At 73.7% G+C, this 16209-nt stretch carries 16 protein-coding genes; 10 read left to right on the forward strand and 6 right to left on the reverse strand.

Annotated elements, in window-relative coordinates; all coding sequences use genetic code 11:
- Positions 1-145: 145 nt before the first annotated feature.
- The 3 genes from ACH5AO_RS22230 to ACH5AO_RS22240 form a co-directional block, all read right to left on the reverse strand.
- On the reverse strand, positions 146-838 hold the full coding sequence (locus ACH5AO_RS22230) for a gamma-glutamyl-gamma-aminobutyrate hydrolase family protein (RefSeq protein WP_398927199.1): 693 nt from the start codon (positions 836-838) through the stop codon (positions 146-148).
- A 21-nt stretch (positions 839-859) separates the two neighbouring features.
- Positions 860-2305, reverse strand: coding sequence for an ethanolamine permease (gene eat / locus ACH5AO_RS22235; RefSeq protein WP_398927201.1), 1446 nt, complete (start codon positions 2303-2305; stop codon positions 860-862).
- A 145-nt stretch (positions 2306-2450) separates the two neighbouring features.
- The gene (locus ACH5AO_RS22240) at positions 2451-3194 is read right to left on the reverse strand and encodes a FadR/GntR family transcriptional regulator (protein WP_398927203.1); all 744 of its coding nucleotides are present in this window, start codon (positions 3192-3194) and stop codon (positions 2451-2453) included.
- A gap of 95 nt (positions 3195-3289) precedes the next feature.
- Here ACH5AO_RS22240 and ACH5AO_RS22245 point away from each other — a divergent pair, with 95 nt between their 5' ends.
- From ACH5AO_RS22245 to ACH5AO_RS22260, 4 genes are read left to right on the forward strand one after another with little or no spacing between them, the layout of a single operon-like run.
- The gene (locus ACH5AO_RS22245; protein ID WP_398927205.1) at positions 3290-4660 is read left to right on the forward strand and encodes a glutamine synthetase family protein; all 1371 of its coding nucleotides are present in this window, start codon (positions 3290-3292) and stop codon (positions 4658-4660) included.
- Between the two features lie 8 nt (positions 4661-4668).
- Entirely contained in the window at positions 4669-6042 is a 1374-nt protein-coding gene (locus ACH5AO_RS22250) for an aldehyde dehydrogenase family protein (protein WP_398927207.1), read from the forward strand.
- A gap of 6 nt (positions 6043-6048) precedes the next feature.
- Entirely contained in the window at positions 6049-6831 is a 783-nt protein-coding gene (locus tag ACH5AO_RS22255; protein ID WP_398927209.1) for a 3-oxoacyl-ACP reductase, read from the forward strand.
- 27 nt (positions 6832-6858) lie between these two features.
- The gene (locus tag ACH5AO_RS22260; RefSeq protein WP_398927313.1) at positions 6859-7740 is read left to right on the forward strand and encodes a DUF2510 domain-containing protein; all 882 of its coding nucleotides are present in this window, start codon (positions 6859-6861) and stop codon (positions 7738-7740) included.
- Positions 7741-7763: 23 nt separating this feature from the next.
- On the opposite strand, the gene ACH5AO_RS22265 is transcribed toward ACH5AO_RS22260, so the two are convergent.
- Positions 7764-8966, reverse strand: a complete 1203-nt coding sequence (locus ACH5AO_RS22265; protein WP_398927211.1) for an amino acid deaminase/aldolase — start codon at positions 8964-8966, stop codon at positions 7764-7766.
- A 226-nt stretch (positions 8967-9192) separates the two neighbouring features.
- On the opposite strand from ACH5AO_RS22265, the gene ACH5AO_RS22270 reads away from it, so the two are divergent.
- Positions 9193-10788, forward strand: a complete 1596-nt coding sequence (locus ACH5AO_RS22270) for a hypothetical protein (RefSeq protein ID WP_398927213.1) — start codon at positions 9193-9195, stop codon at positions 10786-10788.
- Positions 10785-11969 carry a type VII secretion-associated serine protease mycosin gene (gene mycP, locus ACH5AO_RS22275; RefSeq protein ID WP_398927215.1) on the forward strand — a complete coding sequence of 395 codons (1185 nt, stop codon included), beginning with the start codon at positions 10785-10787 and terminating at the stop codon, positions 11967-11969. The genes ACH5AO_RS22270 and mycP overlap by 4 nt, the downstream gene beginning before the upstream one ends.
- Here mycP and ACH5AO_RS22280 read toward each other — a convergent pair.
- Positions 11954-12976 carry a serine hydrolase gene (locus tag ACH5AO_RS22280; RefSeq protein ID WP_398927217.1) on the reverse strand — a complete coding sequence of 341 codons (1023 nt, stop codon included), beginning with the start codon at positions 12974-12976 and terminating at the stop codon, positions 11954-11956. The genes mycP and ACH5AO_RS22280 overlap by 16 nt on opposite strands.
- Before the next feature lie 118 nt (positions 12977-13094).
- Between ACH5AO_RS22280 and ACH5AO_RS22285 the strand changes: the two genes are divergently transcribed.
- Entirely contained in the window at positions 13095-13826 is a 732-nt protein-coding gene (locus tag ACH5AO_RS22285; RefSeq protein ID WP_398927219.1) for an SseB family protein, read from the forward strand.
- A gap of 4 nt (positions 13827-13830) precedes the next feature.
- Here ACH5AO_RS22285 and ACH5AO_RS22290 read toward each other — a convergent pair whose 3' ends face one another.
- On the reverse strand, positions 13831-14208 hold the full coding sequence (locus ACH5AO_RS22290; RefSeq protein WP_398927221.1) for a DUF1844 domain-containing protein: 378 nt from the start codon (positions 14206-14208) through the stop codon (positions 13831-13833).
- Positions 14209-14602: 394 nt separating this feature from the next.
- On the opposite strand from ACH5AO_RS22290, the gene infC reads away from it, so the two are divergent.
- From infC to rplT, 3 genes are all read left to right on the forward strand, one after another.
- Positions 14603-15244: a translation initiation factor IF-3 gene (gene infC, locus ACH5AO_RS22295; RefSeq protein WP_073933682.1), complete on the forward strand. Its 642-nt coding sequence runs from the start codon at positions 14603-14605 to the stop codon at positions 15242-15244.
- 111 nt (positions 15245-15355) lie between these two features.
- Positions 15356-15550 carry a 50S ribosomal protein L35 gene (gene rpmI, locus ACH5AO_RS22300; protein WP_004933563.1) on the forward strand — a complete coding sequence of 65 codons (195 nt, stop codon included), beginning with the start codon at positions 15356-15358 and terminating at the stop codon, positions 15548-15550.
- 97 nt (positions 15551-15647) lie between these two features.
- Positions 15648-16031 (forward strand): 50S ribosomal protein L20, encoded by a 384-nt coding sequence (gene rplT / locus ACH5AO_RS22305; RefSeq protein WP_398927223.1) that lies wholly within the window; start codon positions 15648-15650, stop codon positions 16029-16031.
- Positions 16032-16209: the final 178 nt, after the last annotated feature.

Consider the following 16209-nt stretch of genomic DNA (forward strand, 5'->3'; position numbering starts at 1 on the left):
CGGCGTTTGCGGGGTGCCTCCCCCACTCTCGGCTCCGCTCGAGCGGGAGGTACCCCCACCGCCCACCCGTGCCGCCCTGGGGGTACCTCCCAGGCCCTTGAGGCACTGGGGGAGGCACGACTGCCCGCGGGTACGGCGGTGGTGGCTACCCGCGGTTCGCGGCGGTGTTGGTCAGGGCTTGCATGATGCGTAGGTCGTGGCCCATTTCCGGGTGCCACTGGACGCCCAGGGTCCACGGGGATGTCACGAGTTCGATCGCCTCCACCGTGCCGTCCTCCGCGTACGCCGACGGGATCAGGTTCGTGCCCAGGCGGTCCACCGCCTGGTGGTGGTAGGTGGGGACGGAGGTCTGTTCCGGGGCGATGCCGGCGTAGAGGGTGCCGGGGACCGGCTTGACCGGGTGGCGGCCGAAGACGCCCGGCGCCTCCGCGTGGCCGTCGATGTGCTGGACCAGGGTGCCGCCCAGGGCGACGTTCAGCAGCTGCATGCCCCGGCAGATCCCCAGCAGCGGGATCCGGCGGTCCAGGGCCGCCTCGATCAGGGCGAGTTCCCAGGCGTCCCGTGTCCGGGCGGGCGGTCCCGTGCGCGGGTCGGGCTCGGCGCCGTAGTGGACGGGTTCCACGTCCGGGCCGCCCGCGACGACCAGGCCGTCGAGCCGGGCCACGGCCGCCGCCGCGTGCTCCGGCGCGTCCGGCGGGAGCATCGCGGCCAGTCCGCCCGCCCGCTGCACCAGCCGCGGATAGCCGGCCGGCAGCAGCGCGGCGTCCAGTCGCCACACTCCCCAGCGCACACCGGACTCCGCGTACGTGCTGATGCCGATGAGTGGTCTGGCCGTCATGCCGATCGCCTTTCCCCTGCCTCAGTCCCGTGACAACTCCGCCTCGGCCGCCGCCAGCGCCGCGAACTCCTCCTCCGGCGCCTTCGCCACCAGGTGCCTGCGGCTGTACAGCCCGAAGTACGCCACCGCCACGATGTACACCGCCAGCGCGATGAACGCCGCCGTCACGTCCACCAGGAACGTCGCCACCAGCGCGGCACAGGCCAGCACCAGCGCCACCGACGAGGTGAGCACCCCGCCCGGCGTGCGGTACGGCCGCGGCAGCTCCGGCTCGCGGCGGCGCAGCACGATGTGCGAGAGGGACATCAGCGCGTACGAGATCGTCGCGCCGAAGACGGCGATGTTCAGCATGCGCGCGCCGTCGCCGGACCCGGCGGCCAGCGCGAAGCCGATCGCGCCGGGCACCAGCAGGCCGAGGTAGGGCGCCCGGCGGCGGCTGGTGAGGGAGAGGAACCTCGGCAGGTAGCCCGCGCGGGACAGCGCGAAGAGCTGCCGTGAACCGGCGTAGATCAGCGAGAAGAACGAGGCGACCAGTCCCGCGAGGCCCGCGTAGTTCACGACCCGGCTGAGCGCCGTCGCCTCGCCGTCCGGCTGGAGCGCCTCCACCAGCGGGTTGCCCGCCTCCTGCACCGCCGCCGAGCCGCGCGCCCCGGCCGCCGCGAAGAAGGTCACCACGGCCAGCACCACCAGGACGCCCATGGACCAGCGGATCGCCCTCGGCAGCGTACGGGCCGGTTCCCTGGTCTCCTCGGCGGCCAGCGGTACGCCCTCCACACCCAGGAAGAACCACATGCCGAACGGGAACGCCGCCCAGATGCCCAGCAGCCCCATCGGCAGCCAGGAGTTCGCGCCGAACGCGGAGGGGTCCACCGGGATGTCGTCCAGCGAGGAGGCGTCGAACTCGGGCAGCGCGCCGAGCGCGAACACCACCAGCGCCGCCACCGCGATGCCCGTGACGACGAAGCTGAAGCGCAGCGCCTCGCCCACGCCCCACAGGTGGATGCCGATGAAGATCACGAAGCAGGCCAGGTACACCGGCCAGCCGGACTCCAGCCCGAACAGGCCCAGCGACTCGACGTAGTCCCCGATGAAGAGGGAGATCGCGGCGGGCGCGAGGACGTACTCGATGAGGATCGCGGTTCCGGTGAGGAACCCGCCCCACGGGCCCAGCGCCCGGCGGGCGAAGCCGTAGCCGCCGCCGGCCGTGGGCAGGATCGAGGACAGCTCGGCGAGGGCGAAGACCATGCAGGTGTACATGGCTCCCATCAGCACCATGGCGATCGCCAGGCCGCCGAAGCCACCCTCGGCCAGGCCGAAGTTCCAGCCCGAGTAGTCGCCGGACACGACGTAGGCGACGCCGAGGCCGGTCAGCAGCAGCCAGCCGGCGCTGCCGCGGCGCAGCTTCCTGCGTTCGAGGTAGTCGTCCGGCTCATCGGCGGGTTCACGGGACGCGGACGGAAGGCTCACAAGGCGACTCCCCAGGGGGCGGCGACGGCAGGGGGCAATGGAACGGATCCAGACCTTTGTGGGCCCATACCTTCGTGGTGTGTGTACCGCGAGCGCAAGCCCCGTGCGTTAAACCGCGGTAAACCATCCGCGTGGCGTCACGCCCTCACGCCAGGAACCCCCGCAACAGCGCCGCCGTTCCCGCGCAGTGCTCGCGCATCATCTCCCGCGCCCCGTCCGCGTCCCCCTCCAGTACGGCCTCGACCAGCGCCGCGTGCTGCCGCTGGGAGTGCTCCAGGTTGCGCACCAGCAGCGGGATGCAGTCCAGCAGGTCGTTCACCGTCGCCCGTACCGCCGCGTACTGCGCGGTCAGCGTCGGCGAGCCGCACAGCTCCGCCAGGGTGAGGTGGAACAGCGTGTCCAGGCGCCGGTACTCCGTCAACGGCGCCTCCCGCGTGCCGGACAGGGCCTCGCGCAGCCGCGCCGCCTGCCGCTCCGTCAGCCCGTGCGCCGCGCACAGGCCCGCCGCGCCCACCTCCAGCACCTCACGGAAGCGCAGCACGTCCTCGATGTCGACCCCGGCGATCCGCCGCCGCAGCTCCTCCTCCCCGGTGTCCGTCGGACGGGGCAGCACGAACGTTCCGCCGTACCGGCCGCGCCGCGACTCCACCAGGCCCTGGTCCTGGAGCACCTTCAGCACCTCGCGCAGCGTCACCCGGCTGATCCCCAGCCGCTCCGCCAGCTCCCGCTCGGCCGGCAGCCGCTCCCCGCCCGCCACCAGACCCAGCCGCACCACCTGGAGGATCTGCTCCAGCGCCTCCTCGAAGCCGTTGCCCGCGCGGACCTGCCGCAGCACCGGCGCCAGACGGTCCCCGACCGCGCCCGCCGCGCCCGCCGCGTCCTTCGGCATGCGGCCGTGCCCCCTTCCCAAGCAATGGTTCCCGGCAATACCTTATGGCTCCCGGCTCGACCGAAGAAGCCCGAAGAAGCCGAGGAGGCCCTCCCGTGGCAGACCGCACGCCCCCGCTCACCGTCGAGGAGCTGCACGCCCTCGTCGCCGGCGGTGAGATCGACACCGTCGTCCTGGCCTTCCCCGACATGCAGGGACGCCTCCAGGGCAAGCGGTTCGCCGCCCGCTTCTTCCTCGACGAGGTGCTCCGGCACGGCGCCGAGGGCTGCAACTACCTGCTCGCCGTCGACGCCGACATGAACACCGTCGACGGTTACGCCATGTCCTCCTGGGAGACCGGCTACGGCGACTTCGCCATGTACCCCGACCTCGACACCCTGCGCCGGGTGCCGTGGAACGAGGGCACCGCCCTGGTCGTCGCCGACCTCGCCTGGGCCGACGGCACCCCGGTCGCCGCCGCCCCCCGGCAGATACTGCGCCGCCAGCTGGACCGCCTCGCCGCCCTCGGCTACACCGCCCAGGTCGGCACCGAGCTGGAGTTCATCGTCTTCAAGGACACCTACGAACAGGCCTGGGACGCCGGCTACCGCGGGCTCACCCCCGCCAACCGGTACAACGTCGACTACTCGGTGCTCGGCACCGGCCGCGTCGAGCCCCTGCTGCGCCGCATCCGCAACGAGATGGCCGGCGCCGGGCTCACCGTCGAGTCAGCCAAGGGCGAGTGCAACCCCGGCCAGCACGAGATCGCCTTCCGCTACGACGAGGCCCTCGTCACCTGCGACCAGCACGCGATCTACAAGACCGGCGCCAAGGAGATCGCCGCCCAGGAGGGCGTCTCGCTCACCTTCATGGCCAAGTACAACGAGCGCGAGGGCAACTCCTGCCACATCCACCTCTCCCTCGCCGATCTCGGCGGGGCGACCGCCATGCCGGACTCCGCCGCGGTACCGGACGCCATGTCCGAGGTGATGCGGCACTTCCTCGCCGGGCAGCTCGCCGCGCTCCGCGAGTTCTCCCTGCTGTACGCCCCGCACATCAACTCGTACAAGCGGTTCCAGCCGGGTTCCTTCGCCCCGACCGCCGTCGCCTGGGGCCACGACAACCGCACCTGCGCGCTGCGCGTGGTCGGCCACGGCCGCTCCCTGCGGTTCGAGAACCGGCTGCCCGGCGGCGACGTCAACCCGTACCTCGCCGTGGCCGGCATGGTCGCGGCCGGCCTGTACGGCATCGAGCGGAAACTGGAACTGCCCGAACCCTGCCACGGCAACGCCTACACGGCCGGCTTCGCGCACGTCCCCACCACCCTGCGCGAGGCCGCCGAGCTGTGGGAGCACAGCGCGATCGCCGAGGCGGCCTTCGGCGACGAGGTCGTCGCGCACTACCGCAACATGGCGCGCGTCGAGACCGACGCCTTCGACGCCGCGGTCACCGACTGGGAACTGCGCCGCTCCTTCGAACGCATGTGAGGCCCTCCGTGTCCGACCAGCCCTCCGAACTCCAGGTACACAACCCCGCGACCGAGGAGGTCATCGCCACCGTTCCGGCCGCGACCGCCGCCGACGTCGACGCCGCCGTCGTACGCGCCGCCCGCGCGCAGACCGCCTGGGCCGCCCTCGCCCCCGCCGACCGGGCCCGGCTGCTGCGCCGGTTCGCCGCCACCGTCGACGCGCACATCGAGGAACTGGCCCGCCTGGAGGTCCGCGAGGCCGGCCACACCCTCGGCAACGCCCGCTGGGAGGCCGACAACGTCCGCGACCTGCTCGACTACGCGGCCGGGGGAGTGGAACGCCTCACCGGCCGCCAGATCCCGGTCCCCGGCGGCGTGGACGTCACCTTCCTCGAACCGCTCGGCGTCGTCGGCGTGATCGCCCCCTGGAACTTCCCGATGCCCATCGCGGCCTGGGGCACCGCGCCCGCCCTCGCCGCCGGCAACGCGGTGCTCCTCAAACCCGCCGAGGCCACCCCCCTCACCGCCCTGCGCCTCGCCGGGCTCGCCCTGGAGGCGGGCCTGCCCGACGGCCTGTTCCAGGTGCTCCCCGGACACGGCCCCGTCGCCGGGAACGCCCTCGTCGAACACCCCGGCGTCGCCAAGATCGTGTTCACCGGGTCGACCGCCGTCGGCAAGCAGGTGTGGACCAAGGGCGCGGACCGTCTCAAGCGCGTCACCCTCGAACTCGGCGGCAAGAGCCCCAACATCGTCTTCGCCGACGCCGACCTGGAGGCCGCCGCGGCCGCCGCCCCCATGTCCTTCCTCGACAACGCCGGACAGGACTGCTGCGCCCGTACCCGCATCCTCGTCCAGCGCTCCGCGCACGACCGGTTCCTGGAACTGCTCGCCCCGGCGATCGAGGCGGTCCGGGTGGGCGACCCGGCGGACGAGACCGTGGACATGGGCCCGCTGATCTCCGCCGCCCAGCTGGACCGCGTCCGCTCCTACGTCACCGACGGCCTCGACGGCATCCGCGGCAAGGCCCCCGAGGGCCCCGGTCACTGGTTCCCGCCCACCGTCCTCACCGGCGTCGACCCCCGCGCGCGCGTCGCCGTCGAGGAGGTCTTCGGCCCCGTCGCCGTCGTCCTCCCCTTCGACGACGAGGCCGACGCCGTACGCCTGGCGAACGCCACCGACTACGGACTCTCGGGCTCGATCTGGACCCGGGACGTCGGCCGCGCCCTGCGCGTCTCCCGGGCCGTCCGCGCCGGGAACCTGTCCGTCAACTCCCACTCCAGCGTCCGCTACTGGACCCCCTTCGGCGGGTTCAAGCAGTCCGGCGTCGGCCGCGAGCTCGGCCCGGACGCGCTGAGCGCCTTCACCGAAACCAAGAACGTCTTCATCAGCACGGAGGCCTGACCGCACATGAGCGAAGAGACCATCTGCCGCCGACTGGCCGGCCGCACCGCCGTCGTCACCGGAGCCGGCAGCGGCATCGGCCTCGCCACCGCCCGCCGGCTCGCCTCCGAGGGCGCCCACGTCGTCTGCGGGGACGTGGACGAGACACGCGGCAAGGCCGCGGCCGAGGAGACCGGCGGCCTCTTCGTCGGCGTCGACGTCACCGACCCCGAGCAGGTCGAGGCCCTGTTCAAGGCCGCGTACGACACCTACGGCAGCGTCGACGTCGCCTTCAACAACGCGGGGATCTCCCCGCCCGACGACGACTCCATCCTGGAGACCGGCCTCGACGCCTGGAAACGGGTCCAGGAGGTCAACCTCACCTCCGTCTACCTGTGCTGCAAGGCCGCCATCCCCTACATGCGGCGCCAGGGCAAGGGCTCCATCATCAACACCGCCTCCTTCGTGGCCCGGATGGGCGCGGCGACCTCGCAGATCTCGTACACCGCCTCCAAGGGCGGCGTCCTCGCCATGTCCCGGGAACTCGGCGTGCAGTTCGCCCGCGAGGGCATCCGCGTCAACGCCCTGTGCCCCGGCCCGGTCAACACCCCGCTCCTCCAGGAGCTGTTCGCCAAGGACCCCGAGCGCGCCGCCCGCCGCCTGGTGCACATCCCGCTCGGCCGGTTCGCCGAGGCCGAGGAGATCGCCGCCGCCGTCGCCTTCCTGGCCAGTGACGACTCCTCCTTCGTCAACGCCACCGACTTCCTGGTGGACGGCGGGATCTCGGGGGCGTACGTCACACCGCTCTAGCGTCCGCCCTACAGTGCCCGGATGAGCATGACGCCCCCGCCCGGCTGGTACCGCGACCCGCACACCCCGCACCTGGAGCGCTGGTGGGGCGGCACGGCCTGGACCGGGCACCGGCGCACGCCCGGCGCCCCCGCCGCGCCGCCGGCCCCGCCCGCCGACGGCACCGGCCGTACGAAGGCGGTGGCGCTCACCGCCGCCGGCGCCGTGCTGGCCGCGGCGATCGTCACCGGCGTGGTGCTCCTCGGCGGGGACGACGGCGACCCGGAGACGCGCACCGGTCCGACGGCCGGCACGTCCGTCCCCGGGTCCCCGTCGCCGTCCGCGTCGCCCGCCGAGGACCCGGACGTCGTCGAGGACCAGCTCAACGGGATCACCTTCCCGCTCCTCGACGGCTGGGTCCGCCCCGAGAACGTGTCCCGGGACGACGTCGTCATGACCACCGACGGCACCTACGACTGCCCCGGCGACGGCACCCTGTGCCGGCACGGTCTCGTCGTCTCCCGCACCGTCACCGAGAACGACGAGACCTCGCCCCGGGCGCTCGCCGAGGAGGACATCTCCGACGCGGCCGAGGACGCCTTCGACAAGGACGCCCTCGGCCGACGTCCCTACGGCGGCCTGGAGTCCCACGAGGTCGTGAAGTCCGGTCCGGTCGCGGTGGCGGGCCGCGCCGGGTACTTCGTGCGCTGGCGCGTCACCACCGCCGAGGGACCCGGCGGCTACGTGCAGTCGCTGGTGTTCCCCTCCAGCGTCGGCACCGGGTCCCCGGTCCTCGTCCGCTACGTCTTCGACGCCGGCGAGGACGGCCCGCCCCCGGCCGACATGGACCGCATCACCGAGGGCATCCGCTCGGTCACCGACCCCGCCTCCGGCGGCGGTGTCGGCAGCAGCATCGGCCCGGCGGACTGAACCGCCCGGGGAGCGCGCGGCCCCTACAGGAACGTGTGCCCCTCGCCCCGGTACGTCGGCACGGTCGCCGTCACCGTGTCGCCCTCCACCAGGCGCAACGCGTCGAACCGCTCGCACAGCTCGCCCGCCTTGGCGTGCCGGAACCACACCGTGTCGCCGATCAGCAGGTCGTCGGCGGGCGAGCCCAGCAGCGGCGTCTGCACCTCGCCCGGCCCCTCCTGGGCGTCGTACCGCAGTCCCTCGGGCAGATACGGCACCGGCAGCCGGTCCGCGCCGGCCGCGCCCGACGCCGGATAGCCCCCGCCCAGCACCGTCACCACGCCGACACCCGGCCGCCGTACGACGGGCAGGGCGAACAGGGCCGCCGGACGCCCGCTGAACGACGTGTAGTTGTCGAACAGGCGCGGCACGTACAGTCCCGAACCGGCCGCGATCTCGGTGACCGCGTCCTCCGCGGCGGTGTGCTGCACACTGCCCGTGCCCCCGCCGTTGACGAACTCCAGACCGGGGACGACCTCCCGCACCGCCCGCACCACCGCGGCCCGCCGCTCGGCGAGTTCACGGCGCGCGGCGGCCTGCATCAGCCGTACCGCACGCGACCGCAGCGGCCGCCCGGCCACCGCGTCGCCGACACCGGCCACATGACCCTCGTACGCCATGATCCCGACGACCTCGAACCCGGGCCGCCGGGCCACCGCCCGCGCGAACTCGGCGACCTGGGCGGGGGAGTGCAGCGGGGAACGCCGGGCGCCGATCCGCACCCGTCCGCCGAACAGCCTCAGGGACGTGTCCAGCTCCAGGCAGACGCGCACCACTTCACCGCCGCCCCCGCGCGAGGCGTCGATCAGGTCCAGCTGCGCCGGATCGTCCACCATGACCGTGACCGCGGCGGCGAGCTTGGGATCGGCGGCGAGCTCGGCGTAGCCGGCGCGGTCGGCGGAGGGGTAGGCCAGCAGGACGTCGTCGAAACCGGAACGGGCCAGCCACAGGGACTCGGCGAGCGTGAACGACATGACACCCGCGAAACCGTCTCGGGCGAGGACCCGTTCCAGCAGCGCACGGCAGCGTACGGACTTGCTCGCGACCCGGACCGGCTTCCCGCCGGCCCTGCGGAGCAGATCGTCCGCGTTGGCGTCGAAGGCGTCCAGGTCCACGATGGCGAAGGGGGCGTCGAGGTGGGCGGTGGCCCGGTCGTAACGGGCCCGGTCGGCGGCGAGCGCAGTCATGGGCGCAGCCTGCCAGAAGGGATTACCGCACGGTAGGGGATGTTCCGGGCAGATGCCGCGGCCGTGCGGACTGGTTCCCGTCCGACGCGGACCACGCCGTAGAGTGACGCGCACGCACGGCGGAACGGGGCCGGCCGGAGAGCCGTACCGGGATGACGCGCCGTCCGTGCGGGTATCTGTGCCCGGGACGAGTCCGTGCCGGGCGGGCACGACGAACGGGGGGTGCATGAGCACGGAAGCGCGCCGCGCCTCCCACCCTCCGCGCCCCACCGTCCCCCCGCGCCCCGCGCATCCGCCGGAGCCGGCGCGGACCGGCACGGAGCGACCGGAGGACCCCGCCGGCCCCCGGGGCCGCACCTCGGGTGGCTCCGGCCCCTTCGACCCCCGCGAACCGTCCCGCCCCCCGGCCGGCACGCCCGGCGAACCCGCCTCCGACGTCCCGCCCGCGCCGCCCCACCCGCCGGCCGGCGGCCCGGGCGTGCCCCGCGGGCGGACCTCCGGCGGATCCGGCGCGTTCGAGATCCGTGAGGCCCCGCGCCCGCCGGCCGGGGACACCGGCCGGGACGGTACGGGCGCCGGTGGCGCCGGCAGCCCGGCGCCACGGCCGCGCTTTCCGGACTTCGGCGACGGCGCGCCCGCCGGTACGGGCCCGGTGGCGCCCCCGCCTCCGCGAGCCTCCGCCCGCTTCCCCGACGCGCCCCCGGCCGCCGGGCGCGGCAGGCGGTTCCCGGACGGCGCACCTTCCGTACCGCCGCAGCCCACCGCACGCGGCACGGCCCCTCCTCCTCCCGAAACCCCGTCGGAGACCACCACCCGCCTGCGCGTCGTACCGCCCGCACGGCCGGGCACGGACGGAGCGCGCCGCCCGGGCACGGCCCCGACGTCCGGCACGCGCCCGGACAGCGGCGCCGGCCGCTCCCAGGCGGACCCGGCGCCCGCGCCCGATCCCGCACTCTCCTGGAGCTCCCCCCCGGCGCCGGGCGGTACGCCCGGAGCGGGGCGGCCCGTCGTGTCGTTCGGGGAGCCGGAGGGGTACGACGAGGGGGCGCGGCCGCACCCCCTCGGGCGGCGGGGACGGACACAGGCCGTCGCGGCAGCCGCCTGCCTCGTCCTCGGGGCGGGACTCATCGGCGGTGCGGTCACCGGGAGCTGGCTCGCCGGGGACTCCGACGCGCCGGGCGCCCGGCAGGGCTTCGCCGCCGCCCGGGACATGTGGCACGACGTCCCGGTCGACCAGCTGTTCCCGCCCACCCTGCAGGGCGAGGGCGCGGGCCCCGGCGGTGCCGACCGGTCCTGGACCCGTATCGCCGTGGCCCCCGACAGCGGCTGCGAGGACGCCTTCGACGCCCTGCTGCGCAAGGTCCTCGCCCCCGTCGGCTGCGAGCGCCTGCTGCGCGCCACCTACACCGACGCCACCCAGAGCCACGTCACCACCGTCGGCCTGCTGTTCACCGAGGCCGACGCCGCCGGCACGGCCTCCCTCGCCCGCCGTTTCGACGCCGAGCGCCTGGACCGCCGTACCGACATGATGCCCCTGCCGTACGCGGCGAAGGGCACCGCCGCCGCCGGCTTCGGCGCCGGGCAGCGCGCCTCCTGGACGATCTCCGTCCTCACGGACGCCCCCGTCGTCCTCTACGCCGTCTCCGGGTGGGCCGACGGACGCGTCGTCGACACCCCGCAACCCGCCGAGGACGCCATGGAGTCCACAGCCACCACCGCCCCCGCCCAGGCGGGCCTCGGCCACGAGGCCCAGGGCCTCGCCGACCGTGTCGAACGCGGCCTGCGCAAGAAGGCCGGCACCCCCACGGAGCAGCCGTCATGAGACCCGCCACCGGCCGGCGTCCCGCCACGGCGGCACTCGGCGGCCTCCTCGCCACCGTCCTCGTGCTCCTCCCCGCCACCGCCGCGCACGCCGACGGCATCCGCGCCCGGCAGTGGGCCCTGGAGGCCATGCACACCGAGGAGGCGTGGCGGACCACGAAGGGCGCGGGCGTCACCGTCGCCGTCCTGGACACCGGCGTCGAGGCCGACCACCCCGACCTCGACGGCAACGTCCTCACCGGCAAGGACCTCGTCGGCTTCGGCGCGAGCGAGGGCGACCGCGCCTGGGCCCTCCACGGCACCTCCATGGCCGGCATCATCGCCGGTCACGGACACGGCCCCGGCAACGCCGACGGCGTCATGGGCGTCGCGCCCGAGGCGAAGGTCCTCCCCGTCCGGGTGATCCTGGAGGACGACGACCCCTCCCGCGCCGAGGCCCGCAAGACCCGCGGCAACGCCCTCGCCGAGGGCATCCGCTGGGCCGCCGACCACGGCGCCGACGTCATCAACCTCTCTCTCGGCGACGACTCCGCCTCCGCGCATCCCGAACCCGGCGAGGACCAGGCCATCCAGTACGCCCTGGGCAAGGGCGTGACCGTCGTCGCCTCCGCCGGCAACGGCGGCGAGAAGGGCGACCACATCTCCTACCCGGCCGCCTACCCGGGCGTCATAGCCGCCACCGCCGTCGACCGCTACGGCACCCGCGCCCCGTTCTCCACCCGCCGCTGGTACGCCACGGTCAGCGCCCCCGGCGTCGACGTGATCATCGCCGCGCCCGACCACAAGTACTACGAGGGCTGGGGCACCAGCGCCGCCGCCGCGTTCGTCTCCGGCGCCGTCGCCCTGGTCAGGGCGGCCCACCCGGACCTGACCCCGGCCCAGATCAAGCGGCTCCTGGAGGACACCGCCCGCAACGCCCCCACCGACGGCCGCGACGACTCCCGCGGCTTCGGCTTCGTCGACCCGGCCGCCGCGATCGAGGCCGCGTCCCGGCTGGAGCCGGAGGGCCTGAAGCCGGCGGCGTACGGCGAGAAGTACTTCGGCCCCGGCCCGGACACCGCCGGCTCCGACGACGACACCGCCGACTGGGCGGCCCCCCTGGCGGGCGGTGCCGGCGGCGTGCTGCTGGTCGCCGCGGTGGTCCTCTGGCGCGGCCGCCGCACCCGCTACGACGAGGTCTGACCTCCCGCCGCGCCGCCCGCGCCGTCCCCGGTGAACACGGACACCGCCGCCCGCGCCATGGCCTCGGTCAGCGCGATCCCCCTCTCCTGGGTCGCGTTGCCCTGCGACAGCGCCGCCACCAGGTAGTCGTGGCCTCCTGCCGTCACCCGTCCGATGCTGTTGACCACCCACAGCCCGGTGGCGCTGCGCCGCAGCCAGCCGTTCTTCAACGCCCACGCCGCACCGTCGGCCGCCGCCGACACACCCCACCGCTGCCCCACGGCGATCCGCTCCATCAGCTCCCGCACATACGCCCGTGAGGCCTCGCTCAGCTCTGAACCCTCCGTGTCGAACACCTGTCGCAGCAGCGCGATCTGGTCGGCGGCCGTGGTCTGCGTCACCCCCCACACGGGGCCGTCCCCGCCCACCGTCTCCGTCAGCCCGAACCGCTCGTTCGCGGCGTCGAGCCCGTCCGCCGTCCCGATCACCCGCCACAGCGCCGACGTGGAGTCGTTGTCACTGTTCACGATCATGTCGGCGGCGTACGTCTTCTCCTCGGCGGTCAGGGTCCGCCCCGCGTCCTGCGCCTGGAGCAGCAGCGCCGCCAGGATGTCGACCTTGACGATGCTCGCCGTGTCGAAGGCACCCGTCCCGTACGAGGCCGACTCCCCGGAGTCCTGGTCGAGCACCACCACCGACACCTCGGTGCCGTCCGCCACGGCCACCGACTTCATGGCCGTCGCCAGCAGTGCGTCCCGGTCCACCGCCGCGTTCGTCGCGCTCTCCACCGCTTCCTCCTCGTCCGCCGCCCGCAGGACCGACGAGGACGGCGACGGAGACACGGCCTCCGCCCGCGGACGCGTCCACGCGCCCATGTACATCACACCGGCCGTCGCACCGCCCCCGACGACGATCAGGGCGAGCGCGATGGGCAGCAGGGCGCGACGCCGCGGCCGTCGGGCACGACGGCCGCGGTGCTTCGACCGTCGGGCACGACGGTGCCGCGGTGGTCCGCTGTGGGAGGGCATGCCCGCAATGATCGGTACATCAGCTGTGCGGATTGTAGTACTGGAGTGAGACCTGGCTTAAAAGTGAAGGGAAGGCGTCCGAGGAACGCTCCGTCCCTCCCCGATAGGGTCGGTGACCGTGGCGAACAAGAACATTCCCGACTCCCCGTTCCGCGACGACGACGGCTCCGCCGACCCCCGGCTGAGCGCCGCGCTCGCCGCCTGGGCCGAGGACGGCGCCGCCGTCGGCCCCGTCCTGGAGGCGCTCAAGGGCACCCGGCTGCTCGTCCCCGTCGTGGCCGTCCTCGGGGAGGTCGAGGAGGACGAGAACGGGCTGCGTCGCGAGAAGACCAGCGACATGGCCGTACCGACCCTGAAGGCCGGCGGGCGCACCGCCCTGCCCGCCTTCACGTCCACCGAGTCGCTCGCCCGCTGGGACCCGGCGGCCCGCCCCGTCGCCGTACCGCTGCACCAGGCCCTGCGGGCCGCCGCGCACGAGAAGGCGGACACGGTCGTCCTGGACGTGTCCGGCCCCGTGCCCTTCGAACTGACCGGTCCCGCACTGCTCGCGCTCGCCGAGGGCCGCACCAGCACCGACCCGCTCACCGACCCGGCCGTCGTCGAAGCCGTACGGGCCGCCGTCGCCGCGGAGCCCGCCGTGCTGCGCGCCCACCTCGGGCCCGGGCAGGCCGACGGCACCCTCGCCCTGGTCCTCGGCCCGGACGCCTCCGTCGCCGAGACCGCCCGCGCCGTGGCCCGGCGGCTCGCCGCCGACGAAACGCTGAGGGCCCGCCTGGTGCGCGGCCTCGACCTGGCAGTCCTGCCGGCCGGGACCACGCCCCCGGGCGAGCCCCTGTACGTGCGTCCCTGACGTCCTAGCCGTAGAGCGGCCCGGTGTACTTCTCGCCCGGGCCCTGGCCGGGCTCGTCCGGGACCAGGGAGGCCTCGCGGAACGCCAGCTGGAGCGACTTCAGGCCGTCGCGCAGCGGCGCCGCGTGGAACGAGCTGATCTCCGTGGCGGAGGCGTCCAGCAGACCGGCCAGCGCGTGCACCAGCTTGCGGGCCTCGTCCAGGTCCTTGAAGGTGTCGCCCTCCTCGGACAGACCGAGCTTCACGGCGGCGGCGCTCATCAGGTTGACGGCGACCGTCACGATCACCTCGACGGCCGGGACCTCGGCGATGTCGCGGGCCATGGCGTCGAAGTCGGGGCTGCCGGGGGTCTCGGGGGTGTCCGAGGGGGAGGTGTCACTCATGCCCCACACGATAGGCGCAGCGGTACGCCCCCTTGACAGCAGGAGGCGGGAGACGGCCGGTTGGTGCGCCCCGCCGGGAGCTGCTAACCTTGTGTAACGACCGGTCGGACCCGTATGCCTCGCGGCGCACGAGCCCGGCCCACAAGTGGAGGCTTCGAACTCCCACCTGGCCGCCCTCAGGGCGGCGGGTCACCGGTCAGGCGGTCCCGTCCCGAGGCGGCGATCCGCCCGAAAGCGCGCCCCGTGGTCACCGCGGCGGTGTTCCGGTAGTTCGAGGAACCCCGCCTGTGATCGTCCGGGGCATTTTCTTTGCCCCGGCGCGGTTAGGTCTCACGAACACAGACGTTACGCGGCTGTCCGCCAGACCGTCGCGTGGTGCTACCGAGGAGGATCCATCAGCGCCGAGCCCCGCATCAACGACCGGATTCGCGTTCCCGAGGTGCGACTTGTCGGTCCCAGCGGCGAGCAGGTCGGGATTGTCCCGCTTGCCAAGGCCCTGGAGCTTGCGCAGGAGTACGACCTCGACCTCGTCGAGGTCGCGGCGAACGCCCGTCCGCCCGTGTGCAAGCTCATGGACTACGGGAAGTTCAAGTACGAGTCGGCCATGAAGGCCCGTGAGGCGCGCAAGAACCAGGCGCACACGGTCATCAAGGAGATGAAGCTCCGGCCGAAGATCGACCCGCACGACTATGACACCAAGAAGGGTCACGTCGTCCGGTTCCTCAAGCAGGGCGACAAGGTCAAGATCACGATCATGTTCCGTGGTCGCGAGCAGTCCCGGCCGGAGCTCGGCTACCGACTGCTGCAGCGTCTCGCGGAGGACGTCCAGGACCTCGGCTTCGTGGAGTCGAACCCGAAGCAGGACGGCCGCAACATGATCATGGTCCTCGGTCCGCACAAGAAGAAGACCGAGGCGATGGCCGAGGCTCGCCAGGCGCAGGAAGCCCGCAAGGCGGAGGCGAAGGCCAACCCCGGCAAGTCGCAGAACGCCGCGGACGCCGAGGCCCAGCCGGCCGAGGAGCCTGCCGAGGCGTGACTCCCGGGGGCGCGAGCCCCAGGAAGCAAACCGACACAAGTACGACGCTCCACCGTGCCCGGTTCTCATGGCCGGGCACCGGAGCGCCACCGACGAGGAGAGAACGGCGCTATGCCGAAGAACAAGTCGCACAGCGGTGCCAGCAAGCGCTTCAAGGTCACCGGCTCCGGCAAGGTGCTCCGTGAGCGCGCCGGCAAGCGCCACCTGCTCGAGCACAAGTCGTCCCGCGTGACGCGTCGCCTCACCGGCAACGCCGAGATGGCCCCGGGCGACGCCGCGAAGATCAAGAAGCTTCTCGGCAAGTGACGTACGGGCGCCACTGAGCGCCGTACGGCAGGACCGGGACCCCATCGACACCGGGCCGTGTGAGGACAACCGCGGCCCCGCTACAAGGAGTTAAAAAGTGGCACGCGTCAAGCGGGCAGTCAACGCCCACAAGAAGCGCCGGGCGATCCTCGAGCAGGCCTCCGGCTACCGCGGTCAGCGCTCGCGCCTGTACCGCAAGGCCAAGGAGCAGGTCACCCACTCGCTGGTCTACAACTACAACGACCGCAAGAAGCGCAAGGGTGACTTCCGCCAGCTGTGGATCCAGCGCATCAACGCCGCCGCCCGCGCCAACGGCATCACGTACAACCGCTTCATCCAGGGTCTGAAGGCCGCGAACGTCGAGGTCGATCGCAAGATCCTGGCGGAGCTGGCCGTCAACGACGCGCCGGCGTTCGCCGCGCTCGTCGAGGTCGCGCAGAAGGCGCTGCCGGCGGACGTGAACGCGCCCAAGGCCGCGTGACGCCGCGTCGGCTCTGAGCCGGACGTGAGTGTGAGGACCCGCAGGCTTCATTGCTTGCGGGTCCTGTCGTCATGGTCGTCGGTCGCGGCCGTCCGGCCGCGGGTCCGTTGCGGCCGGTCGCGCCCACGCGGCGGAGCCGCACGGCGATACGGCCCCGCGCCCCGGGGAGCCGCGGCGA

Origin of the sequence: Streptomyces sp. NPDC018964, from assembly GCF_044390325.1 — a bacterium.
Lineage (GTDB): Bacteria > Actinomycetota > Actinomycetes > Streptomycetales > Streptomycetaceae > Streptomyces.